Annotated in this window: 18 protein-coding genes; 10 read left to right on the top strand and 8 right to left on the bottom strand. The window is 51.1% G+C overall.

Features of this window, described 5'->3' with window-relative positions:
* Positions 1–67 precede the first annotated feature (67 nt).
* Positions 68–1135, bottom strand: coding sequence for a S49 family peptidase (locus P4D80_RS22040; RefSeq protein WP_421656196.1), 1068 nt, complete (start codon positions 1133–1135; stop codon positions 68–70).
* 146 nt (positions 1136–1281) lie between these two features.
* On the opposite strand from P4D80_RS22040, the gene map reads away from it, so the two are divergent.
* Positions 1282–2106 carry a type I methionyl aminopeptidase gene (gene map / locus P4D80_RS22035; RefSeq protein ID WP_421656195.1) on the top strand — a complete coding sequence of 275 codons (825 nt, stop codon included), beginning with the start codon at positions 1282–1284 and terminating at the stop codon, positions 2104–2106.
* A 10-nt stretch (positions 2107–2116) separates the two neighbouring features.
* Here map and fabG read toward each other — a convergent pair whose 3' ends face one another.
* Entirely contained in the window at positions 2117–2881 is a 765-nt protein-coding gene (gene fabG, locus P4D80_RS22030; RefSeq protein WP_421659583.1) for a 3-oxoacyl-[acyl-carrier-protein] reductase, read from the bottom strand.
* Between the two features lie 332 nt (positions 2882–3213).
* Here fabG and P4D80_RS22025 point away from each other — a divergent pair, with 332 nt between their 5' ends.
* Genes P4D80_RS22025 through P4D80_RS22015 form a run of 3 tightly spaced genes read left to right on the top strand, consistent with a single transcriptional unit; the run spans position 3214 to position 5596 of the window.
* Positions 3214–4128: a hypothetical protein gene (locus tag P4D80_RS22025; RefSeq protein ID WP_421656194.1), complete on the top strand. Its 915-nt coding sequence runs from the start codon at positions 3214–3216 to the stop codon at positions 4126–4128.
* Between the two features lie 13 nt (positions 4129–4141).
* On the top strand, positions 4142–4306 hold the full coding sequence (gene rd, locus P4D80_RS22020) for a rubredoxin (RefSeq protein WP_421656193.1): 165 nt from the start codon (positions 4142–4144) through the stop codon (positions 4304–4306).
* A 48-nt stretch (positions 4307–4354) separates the two neighbouring features.
* Entirely contained in the window at positions 4355–5596 is a 1242-nt protein-coding gene (locus P4D80_RS22015; RefSeq protein ID WP_421656192.1) for an NAD(P)/FAD-dependent oxidoreductase, read from the top strand.
* Here the strand turns inward: P4D80_RS22015 and P4D80_RS22010 are convergent.
* Together P4D80_RS22010 and P4D80_RS22005 are read right to left on the bottom strand one after the other, a co-directional pair.
* Positions 5593–6351, bottom strand: coding sequence for a HEAT repeat domain-containing protein (locus P4D80_RS22010; RefSeq protein WP_421656191.1), 759 nt, complete (start codon positions 6349–6351; stop codon positions 5593–5595). The two genes, P4D80_RS22015 and P4D80_RS22010, sit on opposite strands and share 4 nt — an antisense overlap.
* A 384-nt stretch (positions 6352–6735) precedes the next feature.
* A complete protein-coding gene (locus P4D80_RS22005) occupies positions 6736–8550 on the bottom strand; it encodes a M3 family oligoendopeptidase (protein WP_421656190.1) in 1815 nt (604 codons plus the stop codon).
* 622 nt (positions 8551–9172) lie between these two features.
* Between P4D80_RS22005 and P4D80_RS22000 the strand changes: the two genes are divergently transcribed.
* Positions 9173–10111 (top strand): M48 family metallopeptidase, encoded by a 939-nt coding sequence (locus tag P4D80_RS22000; RefSeq protein ID WP_421656189.1) that lies wholly within the window; start codon positions 9173–9175, stop codon positions 10109–10111.
* Positions 10112–10122: 11 nt separating this feature from the next.
* A complete protein-coding gene (locus P4D80_RS21995) occupies positions 10123–10281 on the top strand; it encodes a hypothetical protein (RefSeq protein WP_421656188.1) in 159 nt (52 codons plus the stop codon).
* A gap of 73 nt (positions 10282–10354) precedes the next feature.
* On the opposite strand, the gene uvrA is transcribed toward P4D80_RS21995, so the two are convergent.
* Positions 10355–13402 (bottom strand): excinuclease ABC subunit UvrA, encoded by a 3048-nt coding sequence (gene uvrA, locus P4D80_RS21990; protein ID WP_421656187.1) that lies wholly within the window; start codon positions 13400–13402, stop codon positions 10355–10357.
* Positions 13403–14101: 699 nt separating this feature from the next.
* On the opposite strand from uvrA, the gene P4D80_RS21985 reads away from it, so the two are divergent.
* The 4 genes from P4D80_RS21985 (at position 14102) to mdh (ending at position 19789) form a co-directional block, all read left to right on the top strand.
* Positions 14102–15985 (top strand): fibro-slime domain-containing protein, encoded by a 1884-nt coding sequence (locus tag P4D80_RS21985; protein ID WP_421656186.1) that lies wholly within the window; start codon positions 14102–14104, stop codon positions 15983–15985.
* Between the two features lie 39 nt (positions 15986–16024).
* Positions 16025–16603, top strand: coding sequence for a cupin domain-containing protein (locus P4D80_RS21980; RefSeq protein WP_421656185.1), 579 nt, complete (start codon positions 16025–16027; stop codon positions 16601–16603).
* Between the two features lie 242 nt (positions 16604–16845).
* Positions 16846–18738: an iron uptake porin gene (locus tag P4D80_RS21975; protein ID WP_421656184.1), complete on the top strand. Its 1893-nt coding sequence runs from the start codon at positions 16846–16848 to the stop codon at positions 18736–18738.
* 88 nt (positions 18739–18826) lie between these two features.
* Complete coding sequence (gene mdh, locus P4D80_RS21970; RefSeq protein ID WP_421656182.1) at positions 18827–19789, top strand: malate dehydrogenase; 963 nt, start codon at positions 18827–18829, stop codon at positions 19787–19789.
* Between the two features lie 65 nt (positions 19790–19854).
* Here the strand turns inward: mdh and P4D80_RS21965 are convergent, their stop codons facing one another.
* From P4D80_RS21965 to P4D80_RS21955, 3 genes are all read right to left on the bottom strand, one after another.
* Positions 19855–21177: an APC family permease gene (locus P4D80_RS21965; protein ID WP_421656181.1), complete on the bottom strand. Its 1323-nt coding sequence runs from the start codon at positions 21175–21177 to the stop codon at positions 19855–19857.
* Positions 21178–21243: 66 nt separating this feature from the next.
* Positions 21244–21501: a hypothetical protein gene (locus P4D80_RS21960; RefSeq protein ID WP_421656179.1), complete on the bottom strand. Its 258-nt coding sequence runs from the start codon at positions 21499–21501 to the stop codon at positions 21244–21246.
* A gap of 177 nt (positions 21502–21678) precedes the next feature.
* Positions 21679–21801 carry a hypothetical protein gene (locus P4D80_RS21955; protein WP_421656178.1) on the bottom strand — a complete coding sequence of 41 codons (123 nt, stop codon included), beginning with the start codon at positions 21799–21801 and terminating at the stop codon, positions 21679–21681.
* Positions 21802–22591: the final 790 nt, after the last annotated feature.

Below are 22591 nucleotides of genomic sequence, written 5' to 3'. Positions count from 1 at the left end.
GTAGGCTCCATCAAGGCAAAGGAAGTTGGGAAAGACAGGGAGCGGAAAGGTAAGCCCTGCGGCAGGTTTATTGGCTGATCGACTCACGTGGGCATAACTGAGCAACATTGCCGTAGTAAACCAGCACTGCATGGGTGATTGCCGTACAGAGGTCTCGTGTAATGGTTTTTTGCTCTTGCTCTTTTTGGGTAACCATTGACTGGTTCCCCAGCAAACCTGCCAACAAGCCCCGTTGCTGGCTGACCTGCACTACTTGATAATCGTCGCCAACTTTTGCCCGCTTGACTAGGTCTGCGATCGCCTCATCCCGGCTCTTCGTTCCATCAATGAGCTTAAACTCCTGAGCTGTTTTGTTATCAAAAATCATCGCTCCCATCTGGTCACGGATCTGCTTTTCACTAATGTTCCGCGCCCTGGCAACCCGGTTCACAAAGTTGCTGTACTCATTGTTGACTCCCTGTCGCAGCACCTTGAGTTCTTCCTCAGTGGGTTTGCGGAAAGGGTTCCCCAAATCCTTGCCCCGCCCCGCAGAAATAATAGTTTGTTGAATTCCATTGCGAGTAGTAATTCCCTGACCCAGCAGCCCACCATCTACAGCTACGGGACCGTCATAGTAAGTTAATGCCGCCCCAATCACACCAATACTACCAATCAAACTACCCGGAGCTGCGTAAATCACATCCGCACCCACCATTGACATCACACCTCCCGACGCAGACAGTCCTTCAACATAACCAACGATTGGCTGTTTTGTGGTTTTCCGATAATTCACTAGGGAATTGTAGATGGCATCAGAACCAACCACTGTTCCTCCCGGTGTGGAAAGCCGCAGAAAAATTCCCTTGACCCGTTTGTCTTCACTGATGCGTTCCAGAAGCCTCTGAATCTGATAACCGTAAGTCACCTCCCCTCCCGCCAACCCCGAAATCCCTCCCGATGGGCTGTTAAGAATCACACCATTGATCTGAAGCTCCAGCAGTCGGTTCTGGCTGATTTTTTTACCTTCTACAAACTTAAAGTTGAGGGGGTCCTCCGGCTCAAGGCTCTCCCCCTTCTGCTGCCCACAGGATGCAAACGACAGTCCGATCAAAAGACCTACCAGTCCTGCCAGCGCATACTTCCAAGCCTGTCTCATATGGAAACTCTCATGACAGTTAGCAACGCCGTCATATTAAGCGAATGAGTGTTGAAATTGCATCCCATTCTGGGAATTCCAAGTATGGAAAAGATTTACGTTACTCTAATAAAAGTGACGGATCAAAACTCAGCTTCAGGACAAACATGAATCTCATCAGCCAGTTGCTCACTCCATCTGCTCTACCCGCGCTCGGACGGAAAAGTCGGGGGATTGAAATTAAATCTGCTCGAGAAATTGAGGTTATGCGGCAGGCTGCGAAAATTGTGGCGACAGTGCTGAAGGAGATTTCTGAACTGGTTGAGCCGGGTATGACTACCGCAGACCTGGATGCCCATGCGGAAAAGCGAATTCGGGAAATGGGTGCCACTCCCAGTTTTAAGGGCTACCACGGGTTTCCAGCTTCCATCTGTGCCTGCCTTAACCATGAGGTAGTACATGGCATTCCCAATCGGAAGAAGGTGATCCGCGAAGGGGATGTGCTGAAAGTGGATACAGGCGCTTACTTTGAAGGCTTTCATGGTGACTCTTGCATCACGATCGCCGTTGGCCGGGTTACTCCCGAAGCAGCCCGATTAATTCAAGTGGCTGAAGAAGCTCTTTACAAAGGCATTGCTAGGGTCAAAGCGGGCGCATTTTTAATGGACCTGGCTGGGGCGATCGAAGACCATGTGAAAGCAAATGGTTTCACCGTGGTTGAAGACTACACCGGGCATGGGGTCGGGCGCAACCTGCACGAAGAGCCCTCGGTGTTCAACTTCCGCACCCACTCCTTACCCAATGTGAAATTGAAGGCTGGCATGACGCTGGCGATCGAACCCATCGTCAACGCAGGTTCTAAAGTCACCCGTACTCTCCACGATCGCTGGACGGTTGTGACCGTCGATAATGCCCTCTCCGCCCAGTTTGAACACACCGTTCTAGTCACCGAAGACGGCTACGAAATTTTGACCGATCGAACCACAGTTTGACCTCAAAACTCTAAATCATCACCATACCGCCATCCACATTAAACGTCTGCCCGGTAATATAGGCAGCGGCAGGATCCGCCGCCAGGAAGCGGATCATGCCTGCAACCTCTTCCGGTTTGCCATAGCGCCCCAGGGGAATGAATTTCAAGATCTCCTCCGCATCGAGGCTATGGGTCATATCCGTGGCAATGAAGCCAGGAGCCACTGCATTAGCCGTAATGCCACGGCTGGCTAACTCTTTGGCAACCGTCTTGGTAAAGCCAATCACACCGGCCTTTGCGGCACTGTAGTTGGCCTGTCCAGGATTGCCCATCTGCCCAGCAACGGAGGTAATGTTGATAATCCGCCCGGAGCGCTGCTTCAGCATGATTTTGCTCACTGCACGGGTACAGAGGAAAACCCCCGTCAGGTTCAGATCAATCACGGCCTGCCATTCCTCCGGCTTCATCCGCAACAGAAGTGTATCACGGGTAATGCCCGCATTATTGACCAGAACATCAATCCGCCCCCACTTCTCCATCGTAGCGTTGACCAGGGATTCTACCTGATCAGCCTTAGAAACATCGGCGGGGAGGGCGATCGCCTCACTCCCCATTGCCAGAATTTCTGCAACCACCTTCTCAGCCGACTCTTGTGAACTGGCGTAGTTAACCACCACCCTGGCTCCCTCCGCCGCCAGCACCAGTGCCGTTGTCCGCCCAATACCTCGGGAAGCCCCTGTGACAATTGCCACTTTTCCCCGCAACTGTTGCAACCCTTCTGGCAATGCTTCCATACTCCCCTCTTCTGACGCTTGCATTCTCAACACGGCAAACACTGCTAGATCATCATAAGACAGAAGGGAACAGGGGATGGGAGTGTTGCTGAAAAGCAGCATGAATCGAAACGAAGTTTCGAGCATACAGCACCTATTTCATACCCAAATTCAGCAACGCCGGGGATGGGAGTGGGGGAGTAAAGAAACCTTACCCTATCACTCCCTCACCCCTTTCCTGTTCCGATTTATTAAGAGAAGGACCAATCGCATAGAAGGAACCTTTATCTGCTGTCACAATGATGGGCAAGGCATGACACCAATAATGAGCTGATTTTAGCGAGAAGTTTGCTATGCCGAGTAATCCGCTGTTTTATCCATTGAGCGACCAAGTTAAAGCGGGGGATTTTCGTGACCAAGTTCAGCTGGCGCTGGCGATCGCCGATGCCACTATGCTCAAAACCCTCCTGGTGAACTGCATTCCACCGATTGTTGAGCAGCGGCACCTGAAAACCATTTCAACCGAGATTGGGGTTCCCACCGCTAACCAGCAGACGGCAGATGGTATTCTTCATTTTGAAGTTATTAAGTGCATGCTGGCAGAACCTAACCAGCCCGTTGAATTGAGGCCGACTACCGGTGGCTGGACCCGTGAAAGCCGTGAAGTAGCAAAGCTAACCCGGCACGCATCTGAAATTCAGACGCTGGGACAAAACCTTGCCCTCGCACCCACCATCTCGTTACTAGCCGAGTCAGGATTTACCCCCAAACAGGTGGAAAATATCCTGCAGTTGCCCCACGATGCCTGGTATAAGTCCTGGTGGTATGCAGTTGATCAAAACGGTAATTTCACCATTCCTTTTCTGCGTCACATTCGTACCCTGCACTATTCGGATGGAACCCTCACCATTCAATACAGAGACTTTTTTGAGCAAGAAAAACCCGTTTGCTTTGCGAGCCTGGCCCAGAGGGCGTTGGTTTTCATTAAACCGGATGGTCAGGGATTTGGAGAAACCCTCAGACAGATTAACTACCAGCGACAAACTTTGGGCATTTACCAGGCCGTTTTAATTTGCAATACTATCTCTGAATTGGAAGCGCGGGGATGCATTAACCAGGGCATTAGCTTATATCCGGCTGTAGAACTGGTGCTGCCAACCCGGTCTGACTGCACCCACTGCGGGCGGAAGGAATGTGTCATGAACGGTCGAGAAAATTCCCCAGTCGCTATGTGCTACGGCTTTTTGCCAGAGAGTGAGTTTGTTTAGGAGGGGGCTGACCATGCGATACATCTGCTCGGTCTGTGGGTACATTTATGACCCGGAAGAAGGAGATCCGGATGGCGGTATTGATCCAGGTACGCCGTTTGAAGCTATTCCAGAAGATTGGGTCTGCCCTGTTTGTGGAGCCAGTAAAGATCAGTTTGAGCCAGAACAAATGGCCTGAGATTGGTCATGAACTTTTCTGATTCTTCCTTGTCTATTAAAGCTCTAAATGTCATTTAAAGCTCTAAATGTCGTTGTCATTGGTGGAGGTGCAGCTGGTTTCTTTGGTGCCATTGCCTGTGCGGAAAGCCATCCCCATGCGCGAGTGACTTTATTGGAAGCGGCTCGTAAACCTCTTACCAAAGTAGAAATTTCTGGTGGGGGACGCTGTAATGTCACCCATGCTTGTTTTGACCCCTCTCTTCTGGTACAGCACTACCCACGGGGTAGCAAAGCTCTTAGGGGAGCCTTCACCCGATTTCAGGCAAAAGATACGATCGCCTGGTTTGAGTCCCGCGGAGTGAAGTTAAAAGCGGAGGCGGACGGGCGTATATTTCCCGTAACTGACGACTCTGCCACAATTGTGAATTGCTTGATGAAATCTGCCATCGATGCTGGAGTCCAGGTTCGGATAGGAGCGGCAGTCAAGTCAGTGATGCAATCGGGAACAACTTTTCAGATTCAGTTGAAATCGGGTGAAGTGCTGAAAGTAGACCGACTGTTGCTGGCAACGGGAAGTAGCCCGGTAGGGTATGCGATCGCCCAATCCCTAGGTCACTCCATCGAACCTCCTGTTCCCTCCCTCTTTACCTTTACCATCAGAGATTCCCGACTGCAAAATCTGGCAGGAGTTTCCTTCAATTCTGTCCATCTGCGGCTTCAGATTGGAGAAAAAACTCGTCTGGAACAAACAGGCCCCTTGCTCATTACCCATTGGGGCTTAAGCGGTCCCGCCGTGCTGAAACTCTCTGCCTGGGGAGCCAGAGACTTATACGACAGCCACTACCAGGCCACACTGATCATTAACTGGCTGCCCCAATACAACCCGGAAACCCTGCGACAGGATTTACTGAAAGTAAAATCCCAATTACCCCAGCGAACCATTGCGGCAAACTGTCCGGTGCCCATTCCCCGCCGCCTCTGGGAACGGTTGATCGAGCAGGTTGGCATCGGCGAGGGCGGCACTGGCCCAATTCGCTGGGCAGAACTTTCCAATAAGACCCTCAATGCCCTGATCCAGGAACTTACCCGTGGTCAATATCAGATCAGCGGTAAAGGTGCATTCAAAGAAGAGTTTGTTACCTGCGGTGGCGTCAGTCTCAAGGAAGTCGATTTCAAAACCCTGGAAAGCCGTTGCTGTCCTGGTTTATATTTTGCCGGAGAAATTCTTGACATCGACGGGGTGACGGGTGGCTTTAACTTTCAAAGTGCCTGGACTACGGGATGGTTGGCAGGACAGGCCATGGGTTAGAGTAATCCTTCCCGTTCCAGTTCCTCGATCATCTGCAATCCTCGTGGATCTCCCAGTTTAAGCAGTGACGATCGCGCATCCTCTCGCACACCCAGGTCTTCATCCTCCACCAGGGTTTCTAACAGAGCATCAACGGCAGTTGCATAAACCACATTGGAAGGCAGTTCCCGGCAGAGTTGGCCAATTGACCAGGCACAGTTACTGCGTACTGCAGCAACCGGATCGCGGCGCATCGCTTCAATCAAGGGGGGAATCGAGGCAATCACTGCTTCATAACCAACGGCTGACATCTGCGCCAGAGCACTAGCCGCCCATAAACGAACGGCAGAAATGTCTGTTTTGAGGGCATCAATCAGGGTCGGTTGGGAACGGCGATCGCGGCAGTTGCCCAGCGCCCAAATTACCCCTTTTCGCACGTAACCATTAAAATCCTCGTCATACTGCTTGATCAAGGATTCAACAGCATCGGGACTGGGATTTCGTCCTAACCCGTAAGCCGCACTCACCCTTACTAGTGGGCAAGGGTCTTCCAGGAGTCGGATTAAATGGGGCACTGCCCGCTCATCCTGAAGTTCACAGAATGCTCTCGCTGCTAGCATCCGCTGGTTGGGATCTGGCGATTCCAACAGCAACAACATTTCCTCCGGGTCGGGTTTTGGCTCCTCCGACTCGGCATCAATGGCTTCCATGTGATCTAGCGGACTTTCTAGATCATCATCCAGGTTGAGGACTGTCAAGTCATCGTCATCATACATACTGTAACTTTACAGCACGAAGGGCAAGCCTTTAGCCTTATCGCTCATGGGCTTCTTCTCAATCAAATTTATAAGTAGGTAGTCATAATTAATTTGTAAAGGGGGAATGGGGGCTCCCCCCTTAGGCAGGGAGTTTCACCCCCTCCAGCCCCGAAATTACGGCTGTCGCCAGATTACTCAGAACATTGGTTTTAAGGGGGGTTGGGGGCTTTGCCCCAGCCAGGGGTAAAACCCCTATGCACCCCGTCCTAAGCCTGGTGACTGTCGCTATATCCTTAATTTAAGGACCGGCATTGCTAAATCTGGGGATGAAAAAGGTGCTGGATGCTTGAAACTTCGTTTCAATTCATCCCACTTTTCAGCAACGCCAAGGATATCTTCATCTCATAAAGTCGCTTGAAGTTGATCCAGCAAGCCTTCAACATACTCCAAAGCAGCATGGATCGTAGCTGGATTCTCCAGATCAACATCGACATACTTGCGGAGAGCTGCCACCTGATCCATACTGCCACCTGCCGCTAGCAATTCCAGATAACCAGGAATGAAGGCTTTGCCCCCGACTTGCAGATATTTTTGGTAGCAGGCGAGGCTGACAATATTCGATGCCGTGTACTGATAGCAATAATAAGGTTTGAAGTAGATATGACTGATGCGGGCCCAATCATACTGGTGTTCCGGTAAGACTTCGACAGCATCGCCACACAGTTCTTGATAAAGGGACTGCCACTGCTCATTCACAAATTTGGCGTCAAAGCTACCTTCAACCGCGCGATCGTGGATTACCAGTTCCAGACGGCTAATCGTGCTCTGGCGGAACAATAGATTGAGCTGATCCTCTAACTGGCGGGTAAGGAAGGATTGCTTCAAGGCAGGGTCATCGGCTGTTTTGAGCAGGTAATCCAGCAGTAGCAGTTCATTAAAGGTGGAAGCAATTTCTGCCAGCACCATCGGGGGGTTGCTGTTGAGGTAGGTCTGGCGATCGCCAATCCAGGCAAAATGCAGCCCGTGCCCCATCTCATGCGCCAGGGTAAACAGAGAATTGTAATCATCTGTATAAGACAGCAGCAGATAGCTGTGCTTCCCGTAGGTATAGGAACAGAAGGCGCCTCCTCGTTTGCCGGGACGCACCTTCGCATCCACCCAGTCTTTCAGGAAAAATTCTTCGGCTCGGCGGGCATAGTTGGGGTCGAACTGATCCAGGGCAGCTAGCAGCGTCTTAACCCCTGTTTTGTAGGAAATGGGTGGTTGGCTTTCTGTAGTCCAGGGGGCATAGACATCACAGGTGCGAATTTTCTGCCCCAATGTTTTGCCCTTGAGGGTGTAATAGCGTTGCCAGAGGTCGAAGCGATCGCGCGTCCCCTCCATAATTGCCCGGAAAACGGGCTCTGAAACCTCATCGGCCAATAGCTGTTTGTGCAGGGTGGAAGAATAACCACGCATCTGGTTTTCCAATCGATGGTCCTGCGCCACTGTATTGAGAATGTAAGCATACAGTGAGTTGTGCTGCTTCATCACCTGACGAATGGAGGCATAAGCGTTGTAACGCACCTGCGGGTCAGGGTGAAACGACAGGGCACTCAGTTCTGATTCCGTACTGGCAGATTTGCCATCGGGCGTGGTGACGGGCTCATATTCCTGCTCGCCCAGGTGGACCGATCGCAGTTGAATAAACGCCTGCCGTCCGGTCAGGTTGTCCTGATTGCGGGTCTGCTCCACTTCTTCACTGAGTTTGTAAGGGCGAAATCTGGCAAGCTGATTCAGATAGTGACGGTAGGTCTGAAGCACGGGTGCTGCATCCAGTTCGGCAAATCTTTCTTCGTCTAATCCTTTCAGTTCCAGGTCAAAGAAGAGAAGCTGATTTTCAACAACTGTCAGCGCTTCCATCACTTTGTCAAGGAACTGCTTTGCTTCCGTATCGCGAGTATCCGCCGAAAAAACCAGGGATGGGAAGGCGTAGAGATAGCCTGATTTTTCAGCGATCGCCTCCAATTGTTTTAAACAATTTGCAATTTCCTCTGGAGACAACGACCCGACCCTTCCACGGTAGGCACCTCGAAACTGGTTTGCCGTTTTCTGTAACCACTCCAGATCATTCGCCAGGGTTGGATCATCAAAGCCCTGATAGAGGTCGGCGAGATTCCACTCCTGAGGAACATCCAGTTGAGCCAATTTGGAATCATCAAAAACAGACTGCGCCAAGGTGAAACTCCTTCTTATCCACGTATTTTTCTCAAACCTAGCACCCGCTACCCTCCATTCCTCCAACCAAAGGCTCCATTCCTCCAACCAAAGGTGAGAGGCCGCTCACTCCTGGGTTTTGAAGGCTGGGTAGGATTAGATAATTTCTATCTTAGATGAAATCATTTCGACTTCGCCCAAATTCCTCTCGTTAAAACATTATATGGCGATAGCCATCAATCTCAGGACGGGGTGCACAGGGGTTGAACCCCTCCCTGCACCCCGTCCTAACCATAATGACTACCGCTATAACACCTGTCATCTATAGCAGTCCTAAATCAGTCGTGAGATTGAGAGGCTTTGTGAGAAAAGATTCTGCAGGAATCCTTTCTCACAATCCAAATAGGATCGCTATATAGCGTTCACAAATAGTTTGTGAACAAAGGGGGATGAGGGCTTCGCTCCCACGCAGGGGTGGAACCCCTGCACCCCGTTCAAATTTCAAGAAGAATCGCTATATATGAACTTCTTTGAGCATCAAGATCAGGCACGCTAGAACACAAAATGGCTGGTGGGTTTATTTGCCCTTTCGGTTCTTTGTATCGTTTTGATGGTATACGGAGCTGCACTATTTTCATTCGGCATGGGTGCTCGTTCTAGAGCGGGACTCGGTTTGTGGCACCCCGGATTGTTTTGGACGGTTGCCATTCCCACGGTAGTCGTGATTGGAGTGGGCAGTTTGTATAAACTGATGGTGCTCAGTCAAGGTGGTAGTATTATTACCCAAGAAATGGGCGGGCGGTTGATTACACCAGACACACCAAATCCTGCCGAATACCAATTGCTAAACATTGTGGAGGAAATGGCGATCGCCTCCGGCATTTCAGTCCCTGCGGTTTACGTGTTGGATGGGGAACCAGGAATTAATGCCTTCGCGGCGGGTTTTACGCCCAATGATGCCGTTATCGGTGTGACCCGTGGTTGCATGGAAATTCTGACCCGCGACGAGCTTCAGGGTGTGATTGGGCATGAGTTTAGCCATATTCTCAATGGCGATATGCGCCTCAACCTGCGATTGGTGGGTGTTTTGAATGGGATTCTGCTGATTTACATTCTGGGTCGCCTTGCAATCGAAGTGCGGAGCGGGCGCGATCGCAACGGCAATGGAATTGCATTGTTTGGGCTGGCCTTATTGATTATTGGTAGTGTGGGATTGTTTTTTGGTCGGGTGATTAAAGCCGCTGTTTCCCGTCAGCGTGAGTTTTTAGCCGATGCCTCAGCCGTGCAATTCACCCGTAACCCAGACGGTATTTCCGCGGCTCTCCGAAAAATTGCCACCCACCATTCCCATTCCCTTGTCCAATCACCCTATGCCGAGGGAAACAGCCACCTCTTTTTTGGCAGTGCTCTACGGTTTGACCTGTTTGGCGACCTGTTTGCTACCCATCCTCCGCTTGAAGAACGCATTCATCGGTTGGAGGGGTCTATCGTTTACCAGGAGTCAGTCAGCTATCGTTGCCAGAAATTCCCCCCGCCTGCAACTTTAGAGACATGCAGAGAAGCCTGGAAAAACTGGGTTTAGCCTCTCCTAAATTGAAACAAGTGATCGTGGACGCCTGTGCCCATACAGTGCTGCTTGACAATACTGTCACCATTCAGGAAACGGAACTGATGCGGGCGATCGCCATCACCCTTGACTGTCCCCTGCCACCTTTCCTGATGCAGAAAAGAGGCTTTAGGAACAAACCTTGAGCCCACCATGCCGTAGAAAAAGTGCCGCTGAAAAAACATTCGGTTCTCCAAATTGGGTCAGCAGTATGATGCTCTATGCCGTAGCGGGCACAGATGGATACTGCTGCAAGACATGTTTGAGGTACTGTCCGGTATAGGAATTGGGATTTTCTGCCACTTCTTCAGGAGTCCCGATCGCAATCACTTCACCGCCGCGATCGCCCCCCTCCGGCCCCAGGTCAATAATCCAGTCTGAACAGCGAACCACATCCAGATTATGCTCAATCACCAGCACCGTATTGCCTTTATCCACCAGCCGTTGCAGCACATCCAGCAGCTTGTGGACATCATAAAAAGACAAGCCAGTCGTCGGTTCGTCAATCAAATACAGTGTCTTACCAGTGGCGCGGCGGGATAGCTCTGTCGCCAGTTTCACCCGCTGTGCTTCTCCCCCCGATAGGGTGGGAGCAGGTTGACCCAGGCGAATGTAGCCCAAACCTACATCCGACAGGGTTTGCAGGCGAGCGGCTGCTTGAGGAATGTTTTGGAAAAACTCCAGCGCTTCATCGACCGTCATTTCCAGCACATCGGCAATGGATTTGCCCTTAAACTTTACTTGCAGCGTTTCCCGGTTGTAGCGGGCACCCTTACAGACCTCACACTGCACATACACATCCGGCAGAAAGTTCATCTCGATCACATTGACGCCCTGCCCACCGCAGGCTTCGCAGCGTCCGCCCTTCACATTGAAAGAAAATTGGCCGGGTTTATAACCCCGCGCTTTGGCCTCAATCGTTTCGGCAAACACATCCCGGATAATATCAAAGGTGCCTGTGTAGGTGGCAGGGTTGGAGCGGGGTGTGCGCCCAATTGGAGATTGATCGATGACGATCGCCTTGTCCAGGGCATTTAATCCGCCCACAGGCTCCATTTCCTTCGGTTGGGGGACCTTGCTACCAAAATGGTGTTGCAGGGAAGGATAAAGCAGTTCGTTGATCAGGGTAGATTTCCCAGAGCCGGATACACCTGTAACGCAAACCATTTTGCCGAGGGGAATATCCACGTCAATGTGCTTGAGATTATTTCGGTGAGCATTGCGAATCTTGAGCACACGCCCGTTGCCCCCGCGTCGCTTGGCAGGAGTGTGAATCACCCGTCGCCCAGACAGATAGGCTCCAGTCAGGGATTCGGGGGAGTTGAGTAGCGCTTCCAGACTTCCCTGAGCCACCACCCGCCCCCCATGCACTCCCGCTCCTGGGCCAATATCTACCAGATGGTCGGCAGAACGGATGGTTTCTTCATCATGCTCCACCACAATCAGTGTATTCCCCAGGTCGCGCAGTCGGGTTAGCGTCCGCAACAGGCGGGAGTTGTCACGCTGGTGCAATCCAATGCTGGGTTCGTCCAGTACGTAAAGAACACCTGTTAAACCGGAGCCAATTTGGGTCGCCAACCGAATTCGCTGCGCTTCACCTCCAGAAAGCGTCATGGCTGGACGATCCAGAGTTAGATAGTCCAACCCTACATCCAGCAGGAATTGCAGTCGTGCTTTAATCTCCCGCAGAGCCAGGTCTGCAATCTGGGCCTGACGGGTACTGAGTTGCATGCTATTGATTCGGTTCAGGCAGTCCCGGATGGAAACTCCCAGCAAATCCGCAATGCCGTACTGCCCCAGTCTTACTGCCAGGGCTTCTGGCTTCAGACGCTTCCCTTTGCACACCTCACAGGGCTGGTCTACCAGGTATTGCTCCAGCTTTTGCTTATACACCTCTGAGCTGGCCTCCTGGTATTGCCGCTCCAGCATGGGCAAAACGCCTTCATAGCGGCGATAGTAGCCTTTACTCTGGCGGTAACGGGAATCCACATCGATCCAGATTGGGTCTTTGGAGCCGTGCAGGAGAACGTCTCGTTGTTCTTTGGTCAACTGATTCCAGGGAGTCTGGATGTCAAAGTTAAATGCTGCCGCCACACTGCACAGGAGGGACAGGTAGTAGGTGTTGTCTTTATCTGACCAGGGGGCGATCGCCGCATACACCGGCAACTCCGGATTCGGGATAACCAGATCTGCGGTGAACTTCCGGTGACTGCCCAATCCATGACAGGCAGGACAGGCTCCATAGGGCGAGTTGAAGGAAAACAGCCGGGGAGACAGTTCTTCCATGACTGCGCCATGTTCCGGGCAGGCAAAGTTTTCGGAGAAGACCAGGGGGCTGGGGGCTGGAGGCTGGGAAGTGGCGGCATCCGTCTGGTAGGCTCCACCCTTTTCAGCCGCTTTGAGGGATTTGGATTTGCCAGAGGGCAGTTCAACCACGTTGCCTCCTGGCTCCTGGCTCCTGGCTCCTGACTCCTCCTGCACAATATCAATGATCGCAATTCCCTCAGAATGCTTCAGACAGGTCGAGAGCGAATCTGCCAGACGCTCCTGAATGCCTTCCTTCTTCACCAGGCGATCCACCACAATTTCAATCGTGTGGGATTGGTTCTTGTCCAGTTCGATGGAATCGCTGAGTTCCCTCACTTCGCCGTCGATCCGAACCCGGACAAAGCCTTCCGCCGCAAGGCTGGAAAGGAGTTTTTTATGGGTGCCTTTTTTGCCCCGCACAACCGGTGCCAGGATTTGAAAGCGGGTGCGATCGGGCAGTTCCATGATCCGATCCACCATCTGGTCAATGGTTTGGGGGGCAATGGAGCGATCGCAATGGGGACAGTGAGGCTCTCCTGCCCGTCCATACAGCAACCGCAAATAGTCATAAATCTCAGTCACCGTACCCACCGTAGAGCGGGGGTTATGGGAAGTGGATTTTTGGTCAATCGAAATCGCCGGACTGAGCCCTTCAATGGCGTCCACATCTGGCTTATCCACTTGTCCTAAAAACTGACGAGCATAGGCACTGAGGGATTCCACGTACCGTCGCTGTCCCTCAGCAAAAATCGTGTCAAATGCCAGGGAAGATTTGCCTGAGCCAGAGACACCCGTGAAGACAATCAGGCGATCGCGCGGCAATTCCAGATCAATATTTTTAAGGTTATGCTGCCGTGCTCCCCGGATGCGGATGCAGTTCAGCGGCGCAGATGGCCTGGTAGTTTGACCATTGCGAGACTTCGCCGCTCGCGTATTCCCACCATTGGCTCGATCAGACATAGGAGCAGAGAGAAACAATGCTTAACATTCTACCGTTTCAAGTTCTTCATCGACGCTTTGACTACTGTTGAAGTGCTTCATGGCAGAAGTTTTACATCAGCACTATGGAGAAGCGATGGAGTAGGGGCGGGGGGGAAGGGGGGAGGTAAGGAGAGATCGTCCCGTCACCCTATCACGTTAGAACCGGGGCTTATTTGTGCCTGCGTTGGGAGGGGTTGAAAAAGCGATCGGTTAAAGTTTCGTCAGCCAGGCAAGCAGCATGACTTATTAAGTCTCTCTAAAAATGCATCGCTTTATACTAATAGGGCTTTACTTTTTCAGGTCAACTTTGAGTTAATTGCAGATAGTTTTGAAAGCAATCTTTCTCACATTTGCTTGAGAATTGAAGCTTGATTTCAATTATAAATCACACGAATGAGTGATAAAAATTAGAAAGAATCGTTTTCTGAAAGCCTTATGGGGGAACAGTTTAAACTGTTTTAATGCTTGCCTTAAATTATTCTGGCACCCTGTCCGGAATACTTCAAATATGAGATGTTTTCAATTCTAGACTTAAGCTGATTAGTTAAGTCAGTGCATGAAATCTGACAGTTTGAAGTTGCATCTTTCAGATAGCTAAGTACATCTGAAAGAGCTGGAGTCATCAAAGCTCCCAGTTTCGACGAACGAACTGTCAACACATCAATAAGGAGATTACGAATGCCTGTGCCCTCATTTCCTCTCCGTACGATTGGAACCTTGCCCCCTAACGCTGACACCGATCCCAGCAGTTATTTGATTGTTCCCGCTACTATCCGAGACTTTACCCACAAACCCCTTTCCCTGTTTCCAGATATCCAACCCCATCCGGATTTTGAAATGGATGAGCAGACTCAGGGGGGGTATCGTCTGGTGCCTAACATTGTGGTGAAAAATAAACTTGAGATAGACCCGAAGGATAATAAGTCCAAACCCATTTATGCTGGGGGCAACCTTCCCTGGACAACTGGTGCAGACAACTTCAATAAATGGTTCAGAGGTCGTGATCCAAGAACGACTGAAGATATTCTGCTGATTCTGACAAGAACCCCTGCAGGAACCTACGTCCTGGATAGTGACGAAGATGCAACGTTGCAGGCGATCGGTGGCTTCTTCTCAATCGATGGAAAATTGTTGGGCAATTCCGGTAAGGATGCCCGTGGCAAAGAGCACAACTTTCACTTCACCCTGGAAGCCCACTGCCAGTTCACTTACAAACGTGGGCAAACCTTTAAGTTCCGGGGCGATGATGATCTCTGGGTATTCATCGGCAAGCCCGGTGCCACTGACACCAAATTAGTCATTGACCTGGGTGGTGTTCACCCCAGAGAAAAACAGGAAGTAAACCTGGATACGCTAGGGCTGACTGAGGGTGAAACTTACTCCCTTGACCTGTTTTACGCAGAACGGCACACCACCGAGGCCAACTTCAGGGTTGAAACGTCGATTCTCGTTCTGCCGACGGTCAGTATTGAAGCGACCAAACCCCTTGCCCATAAAACGAATTCTGTGCGGGGTGAGTTCACCATCAGCATGAATCGTCCCGCTCCAGCGGGTGGCATGGTTGTGAAATGTGTCATAAATGAGCTAAGCGATAACCGCAACTCACCTCCACTGTCTCATGCAGGAGCAGGGGTTGACTTTCTGCTTGATCCAGGGATTCTTGAAGTGCCCATTTCCGAAGGGCAAATGCAAGCGAAACTTCAGGTTGTTCCCCTGGGGGCTCCTCCAGCCGGGAAGTTTGCTGGGGCGGTGGTGCTTTCCCTGAAGCCCGATCGCACTTACCAAATAGGTAAATCCGCTGATACCGTCACAATTTTTGATCAAGTTCCATGGCACGTCACAGTTGCTCCAGTGGCCGATGCCCGTAAAGTAAATCCCCAACAGAATGGCGCTTTCAAGATTCAATTGAATCATCCCGCGCCGGGCCCAGGTTTAGCAGTTAACTACCGGGTTTTTCCTGGGTCCGTTGCAGTTGAAGGTCATGATTATGTGGCTTTGAGCGGTGTGGTGGTTGTGCCTCCAGGACAAACGGAGGCCGTGATCCCAGTTGTGCCTCTCGGTTCGCTGAATGAAACAGCCGCCAAGCCACTGGCTCTGCAACTGGGTCTTGGAACTGACTACACGGTGGATGCCACCCCTGCCACAATTCATATTCACGACCAGGCGATCGCTCCCCCGCTCATTCCAACAGTCGGCATCACTGGGACAGGACCCGCCGTCAGGAATCCACGGCAGGATGGTTTCTTCACCATCATCTGTCCGGACAAACCTGCCCACGTGGAACTTAAAGTAAGCTACCAGTTGAGTGGCACAGCCGTGATGGGTCGAGACTATGTGAATATCCCAGAAGTCGCTCCTGGCACACCCTTTGGAACGGCTACCATCCCTGCCGGGCAGAACAGTGTCCGCATTCCAGTCATCCCCACCCTGCTGTTTGGTTCGCCCACGCCAGTCAGGGTGACTGCAACCCTCCTACCTGCTCCCGGCACCTACAACTTAGGGGCAAACCCGGCTCATGTGGATATTATTGCTAAGCCAACTCCACAAGGGCCACACCAGTAACCGACAACACTGACTTAGGACATTGGCTTTAATGGGGGTGTGGGGACTTCGCCCCCAGCCAGGGGTTCCACCCCTGCACCCTGTCCTAACCATAATGACTACCGCTATATTGCCCCAGGAAATAGATATTGCCCCAGAATTCCCAGAGGTGCCAATATGCCTGTTATCACTCCTGATCGCGTCATCGTGGAGGAAAACCCTTCCCGCGTCGCACACGAACCAAATCTTATACTCTGGATCAGCGAAGCAGGAGGGCTTACCCAGTTCGGTGCGTTCATCGAAATCCTGCATCCTGGCTCTCGTTCGTCGAATAAGCATTGGCATAGCGCTGAGGATGAAATGGTCTATGTCCTCGAAGGCGAGATTACGCTCATCGAAGGAGACACAGAGACTATGTTACGTCCTGGTGACGCCGCAACTTTTCAAGCAGGAGTGCCGGTAGGTCACTTTCTCGAGAATCGTAGCGCGAAGGCAACGCGATGCCTAGTAGTTGGCACTCGAGCGGCAGTAGACACAATCACGTATCCTGACCTTGATCGGGTTTGTCACCGCGACCGATCGCTGCCAGACGACCTCTGGACTAACGGCGCGGGAGAACCTGCCCTGAATCCCTACTAGCAATGATTGCCATACGCGCAGTTTGCGGCTGGGTCAAAACGCCCGACGATGTTCTCGCTGAGTGCGTTACGCAAGAGTCGCCTAACGTTGTTTTAGCTCCAATTTTTCCAGGCTAGCGATCGCCCGACCACCTCATTGAGGGATTGAAAATTCTTCACAAAGTTCCAAATTGGTTTAAGGCGGATGTAGAGATCTCTATACTTGATTGCAAGACAGGTGTATTTATCAACCGTGAGGAGTTAATGATGGCATTTAATAATCAGGCTTTAAGAAACTTGTTGCTGGCAGCTCCTGGGCTGCTGGCTGTTGCTTCAGTCAGCATGGCTTCTGCTGCGACAGCAACCTCCAATCTAGCAGAAGCACAGACAGCCCAGGCAATCCAGCCCTTTGAACAGGCTAACACCAGCCTCCCCGCTCCTTTAACCACAGACCATCCCCAGCCAGCTCAGCTCATCGCTCAAGCCACAGCTCCTGTTCAATCGACCCAATCAGGCGATTCCACCACCCGTTCTCTGCGGCAGATTAACCGATACGCCAACGAAAGCAGTGCTCAGAATTTTGACTCCCAAGATCAGGTCACTTCTGTTTCCCAGTTAACCGATGTTAGCCCTAAAGATTGGGCCTTCCAGGCATTGCAATCACTGGTTGAGCGCTACGGCTGCATCGTTGGCTATCCAGATAGAACCTATCGTGGCTACCGTGCCCTGTCCCGTTACGAGTTTGCGGCTGGGTTGAATGCCTGCATGGACCGGATTAGTGAACTCCTGACTGCCTCCCTCGCCGATTTTGTCAGGAAAGAAGATCTACTCACGATTCAGAAACTTCAGGAAGAATTTGCCGCAGAGTTAGCTGTCCTGCGTGGCAGGATCGACTCCTTAGAAGTTCGTACCGCAACCCTTGAAAAACAACAGTTCTCTACAACCACTAAACTGGTTGGGGAAGTTATCTTCAACGTGAGTGACATTTTTGGCGATCAGGTTGATGACATCAACAACACTGTTTTTCAAGATCGAGTCCGCCTCAGTCTGCTGAGCAGCTTTTCAGGTAAGGATCTGTTGACCACTCGTCTGGTTGCCAGCAATTACGAAGCATTCCTGGTTCAACCCAACACGATTTCGCCTGCGATCGACCGGGGCACGGCTGAAGGTGTTCCCGCACTTTCTGTCCGGGGAGACTCGATCAACAACTCTGTCTTTGTTGACCGACTGGATTACACCTTTCCAATTGGGGAACGGTTGCGAGTCTTTGTCGCTGCCGCAGGGGGCAGAAGCGGGTACTACGCCTACAGTACCGTTAATCCCTACTTCGACGACTTTGATGGCGGCAGTGGAGCTATCACCACCTTTGGACAGGAAAGCCCTATTTACCGGATTGGGGGCGGAGCTGGGGCAGCCCTTAACTTTGCCCTTGACTCCGGTAGAAAATTTGTCCTCGCAGGCGGCTACTTAGCATCAAACGCCAGCAGTCCCCTTGCTAAAGAAGGGCTATTCAATGGGGACTATGCGGCTTTTGGGCAACTCACTGTGACTCCCAGTAACTGGTTCCAGATCGGTTTCACCTACGTCAACGCCTATCACACGTCGGGTAACTCCATCTTCAACCTGGGCTACGACGATAATGTCTTCTTTACAGGCACAGTCCCTGCCAACGCATTGCATACAGGACTCTCTGTATTTTCTGGAATTGGAGTACCCGCTATCACCAATTCTTACGGTGTTCAGGCTTCTTTCAAAATCAGTCCTAAATTTGCTATCAATGCCTTTGGCGGATACACTGACTTGAAGTTGATCAGCACTGGAGATGGGGAGATCTGGTACTACGGTCTGGGTCTTGCCTTCCCTGATCTGTTCAAGCGGGGCAACTTGGGTGGCATCATTGTCGGTCGAGAACCCTACCTGGGTAGTCTCAGGATAGGGGGTGCGGTTCCTGCTGCCCTTGGCCTTCCCGGTTCAGCCCGGTTGAGGGATCTCAATTTTGGCGATGATTTCTCGCTGCACATCGAAGCCTTTTACAAGATCCAGATTACAAACAATATCTCCATCACTCCCGGTCTTGTCTGGATTACGAATCCCGATCAGGACGATCGCAACGATGATTTTGTCATCGGCACCATCCGCACCACCTTCAGCTTTTAGACGCTAATCGTTAACCTTCCTTTCCATTTCCACCCGTCGCCGGGAGGAGCGATTCATAATGGCAACATAGAGAGCTTCAGGCAAACCTATGGTTGTACGTCCTCCTTTGATTGCGTGTACCACAGCCCGCGTCACGATCATCGGCGCAGGAAATGTTGGCAGTACCTTAGCCCAGCGCATTTCTGAAAAAAACATGGCCGATGTGGTGCTGCTGGATGTGATTGAAGGTCGTCCGCAGGGATTGGCGCTGGATTTGATGGAAGCACGGGGAGTGGAGCGACACGATCGCCAGATTATTGGCACCAATGATTTTGCCGATACCGCAGGCTCAAACGTAATTGTGATTACGGCGGGCTTACCCCGTAAACCGGGGATGAGCCGGGAAGACCTGATGAAAACGAATGGCAAGATTGTCTGGGATGTGGCTAAGCAGGCGATCGCTTATTCTCCCGATGCTGTTCTCATTGTGGTAACTAATCCCCTGGATGTAATGACTTACGTGGCCTGGAAAGCAACCGGCCTTCCTCCCCGTCAGGTCATGGGCATGGCAGGTGTCCTTGACTCTGCCCGCTTCCAGACTTTTTTGTCGATGGAATTGGGAGTTTCTGTTAGTGATATTAACGCCACAGTTTTAGGTGGGCATGGAGATTTGATGGTGCCTCTCCCCCGCTTTACGACGGTGGGTGGCGTTCCCATTACGGAACTGCTGGATGCGGCCACGATTGATCGCCTGGTGGAACGAACCCGCAACGGGGGTGCAGAAATTGTGGAATTAATGCGAACTGGTAGCGCCTATTTTGCACCTGCCTCTTCGACCTCGGTGATGGTGGAAGCAGTTCTGCTCAACCAGGCGCGGATGTTACCAGTGGCGGCCTATCTCCAGGGAGAGTACGGACTCAAGGATATTTTCATCGGAGTGCCGTGCCGTCTCGGCTGTCAGGGAGTTGAAAGCGTGCTGGAACTGAATTTAACCGCTGAAGAACGTGCAGCCCTCCACACCTCTGCCCAATTGGTACGAGAAAACATTGATCGCCTAACCGATTTATTGTAGCTGTCGCCAGTTTGCTCAAGACATTGAGTTAAGGAGGTATGGAGGCTTCGACCCTGCACCCTGTTCTAAGCTTGATTAATCCGTCTACTCAAAGTTTGGTGGATGACAATGAGAAGCAGCCCCACCCCAATAAAACCTGCCGCTAATGTGTGGCTTTCGCGGGAAGCAAACGCCATCAAGATAGTGTTAGAAACGAGAGCCAGCGCCGGAAGTAGAAAAGGAATCTGAAACCCTCCTGGTTGACGCTCCTGACGTTTAATCACAAGCAATGACAGGTTGACCAGACAAAACATCAACAGGATTAGAGTGGCGGTGGTGCCTGCCAGAAATTGGAGGGTTCCTGAAAGAGCGAGAATAATTGCGATCGGCAGAATCACTAACAGCGTGCGGTAAGGAGTTGCTCGACGGGCGTGTAATTTCCCTAACCAGGCTAGCAACAATCCTTCTCGCGCCATGCCAAACAGTAAACGGGAAGCCGTCACAAAGTTGAGGAGCGCCGTATTTAATACGGCAAACAAGGCAATAAACGTAAAGATCACGGGTGGAAAGTCAGGTTGGGCGCGTTTAACTACATCCAGGAGGGGTGCCTGAGAAGCCTGAAGTTCAGCGGGACTCAAAACCTGGGTTGCCAGCCAGGAGATCAGAATATAAATCAAACCAGCAATCCCAAGCGCTAACAGAATTGCCATGGGAACCGTGTGTTCCGGTTTTTTGACCTCTTCTGAAACATTTACAATATCCTCAAATCCGATAAAGGCATAGAAAGCAAGTGCCGCGCCCTGGAAGACAGGTATCCAAAATACTCCAGCTTGAACTGGAGAGGCTGTTGTGATTGCACTGCTGTCTACTCCTGATCCTCCCAATAGATAGAGGACTGAAACAATAATGACAATGAACAATCCTGAAACTTCAAGGAATGTGCAAAAGATGTTGAGGGCTGAAGATTCTTCCATGCCACGAAAGTTCACAAAAGCAAGCCCAGAAAATAGGGCTATTACAACCACCCAGGATGGAATGACTGGAATGAAAGTATTGAAGTAACCTGCAAAGGCTTTTGAAAGGGTTGCCATGGAAACAACGCAGGTGCAAAACATGAGCCAGCCAACCAGCAGCGACAGCCAATCAGTGTTGAAAGCTTTTTGCACAAAGTAGGCAACACCTCCACTTTTAGGAAACCGACTGCCCAGTTCGGCATAGCTGAGAGCCGTTAGTGCGGCAACGATCATGGCAAGCAGGAAGGAGAGCCATACCAGAGAGCCGGAAACTCCAGCAATTTTCCCGACTACAGCGTAGATTCCAGCACCGAGAATGTCACCGACGCCATAAATAACCAGGGTTTTGAGGCCAAAAACTTGCTTCAGTGATTGAGGCTCTATGTTGTTTTCCATGTCAATTTTTTTTAGTCCCTCTATGTTCTTCTAGAGTCCTAATGATTGTGAGGATCAGTAACTCGTTCATTCAATATTATTTGATTTTCTTCTTTCGATGGTGACGAGCATAAGCCAAACCAGCACCAGCCAATGAAAAACCCGCGATCGCGGTTGGTTCTGGAATTGTGTCTGCTGCAATAACGTGCCCATAGAGGATAGGCTGCACCTAGAGCGGGAGAAGATTGGCGAGGCGATCGCCCGATGGCAAGAATCACACATCTTCTCCAGCCCCTTTGGCTGAAAATTCGAGATTCCGTAAGGCGCGTTGTATGCGGTAGTCATTATGGTTAGGACGGAGTGCAGGGGTTCCACCCCTGGCTGGGGGCTTCGCCCCCACTCCCTCTCTCTCTAATTCCAATGTCCTAATGCACTCGCGTAGAGCTATAAATCTGAGCGATTCATTTCTGGCTTGAAGGCTGCAAGAATGGCGCGGGTGACATCATAAGCGCTTGCAGTCCGCTAGTTTACATTTCCGCCCCAGCGCTGGCGAATTTTTTCGGAAAAGGAATTGGTGGGATAGGCTCTGGGATGCCAGAGGGCGGGCAATATTAAACCGTTGAAATCGCTCTGTCCTAGTTTCACCGTTTTGATGATGCACAAGGGGGGACTGCCGAACAGTGCCAGTTGCCCCTGATTGGTCTAGGCGAGGGCGATCGCCTTCTCCAATCGATCCACATGGGGCGTGATCAGCCTTCCTTCATTTCAGTCCTCTTGCGGGGAAAAGGGTTAGTAAACACGCTGTCAGCTTCTGAGAGAGCGCGAATAAGAGGCCAACTTGCGTTTCAGTCCCCTTGCGGGGAAGAGGGTTAGTAAACTACTTGAATTAGTCGAGTCTCTTAGACTCGCAGACGTGCTTCCGTCCCCTTGCAGGGAAGAGGGTTAGTAAACCTGATGCCATTAGGGCTTTCAAAGAGTAACTGTTCCTGGTTGTTTCCGTCCCCTTGCGGGGAAGAGGGTTAGTAAATACTCACGTACAAAGTGGTAGCTTACATTTTCTTGTCGTTCCCGTCCCTTTGCAGGGAAGAGGGTTAGTAAACTCTAGTGCTTTTAGAGCCTTATCATGCCTGTCCTTCAGGCTGCATTTTTACACAACCGATTTTACCTATCAACAAGCCGGGTTCATTTTTAATAGGTTGTTTGGAAAGGCGGCTAAAACCCAGATATAGCAGGCAATCTACACATGTTAACAAAGTTATGGGGTTTTTAGGAGCGACTGAGCTCATCACACCAGCATATTCTCTATGGTTTGGAAGGAGTATTACTATCTATTAATAGTAGAAAAATATTTTTGGGAGTAGGGAGTGAGGTAAGCTGGTATACAGGGAGCCTGCGCTATCTATTGAGGCGGGTTAAGATGAGGGTAGGAATCTGG

This window comes from Leptothermofonsia sp. ETS-13, from assembly GCF_049200465.1.
In the GTDB taxonomy this organism is placed as follows: domain Bacteria; phylum Cyanobacteriota; class Cyanobacteriia; order Leptolyngbyales; family Leptolyngbyaceae; genus Leptothermofonsia.
Note: the sequence above shows the minus strand (reverse complement) of the source record. Positions and strands in the feature narration are given on the sequence as shown.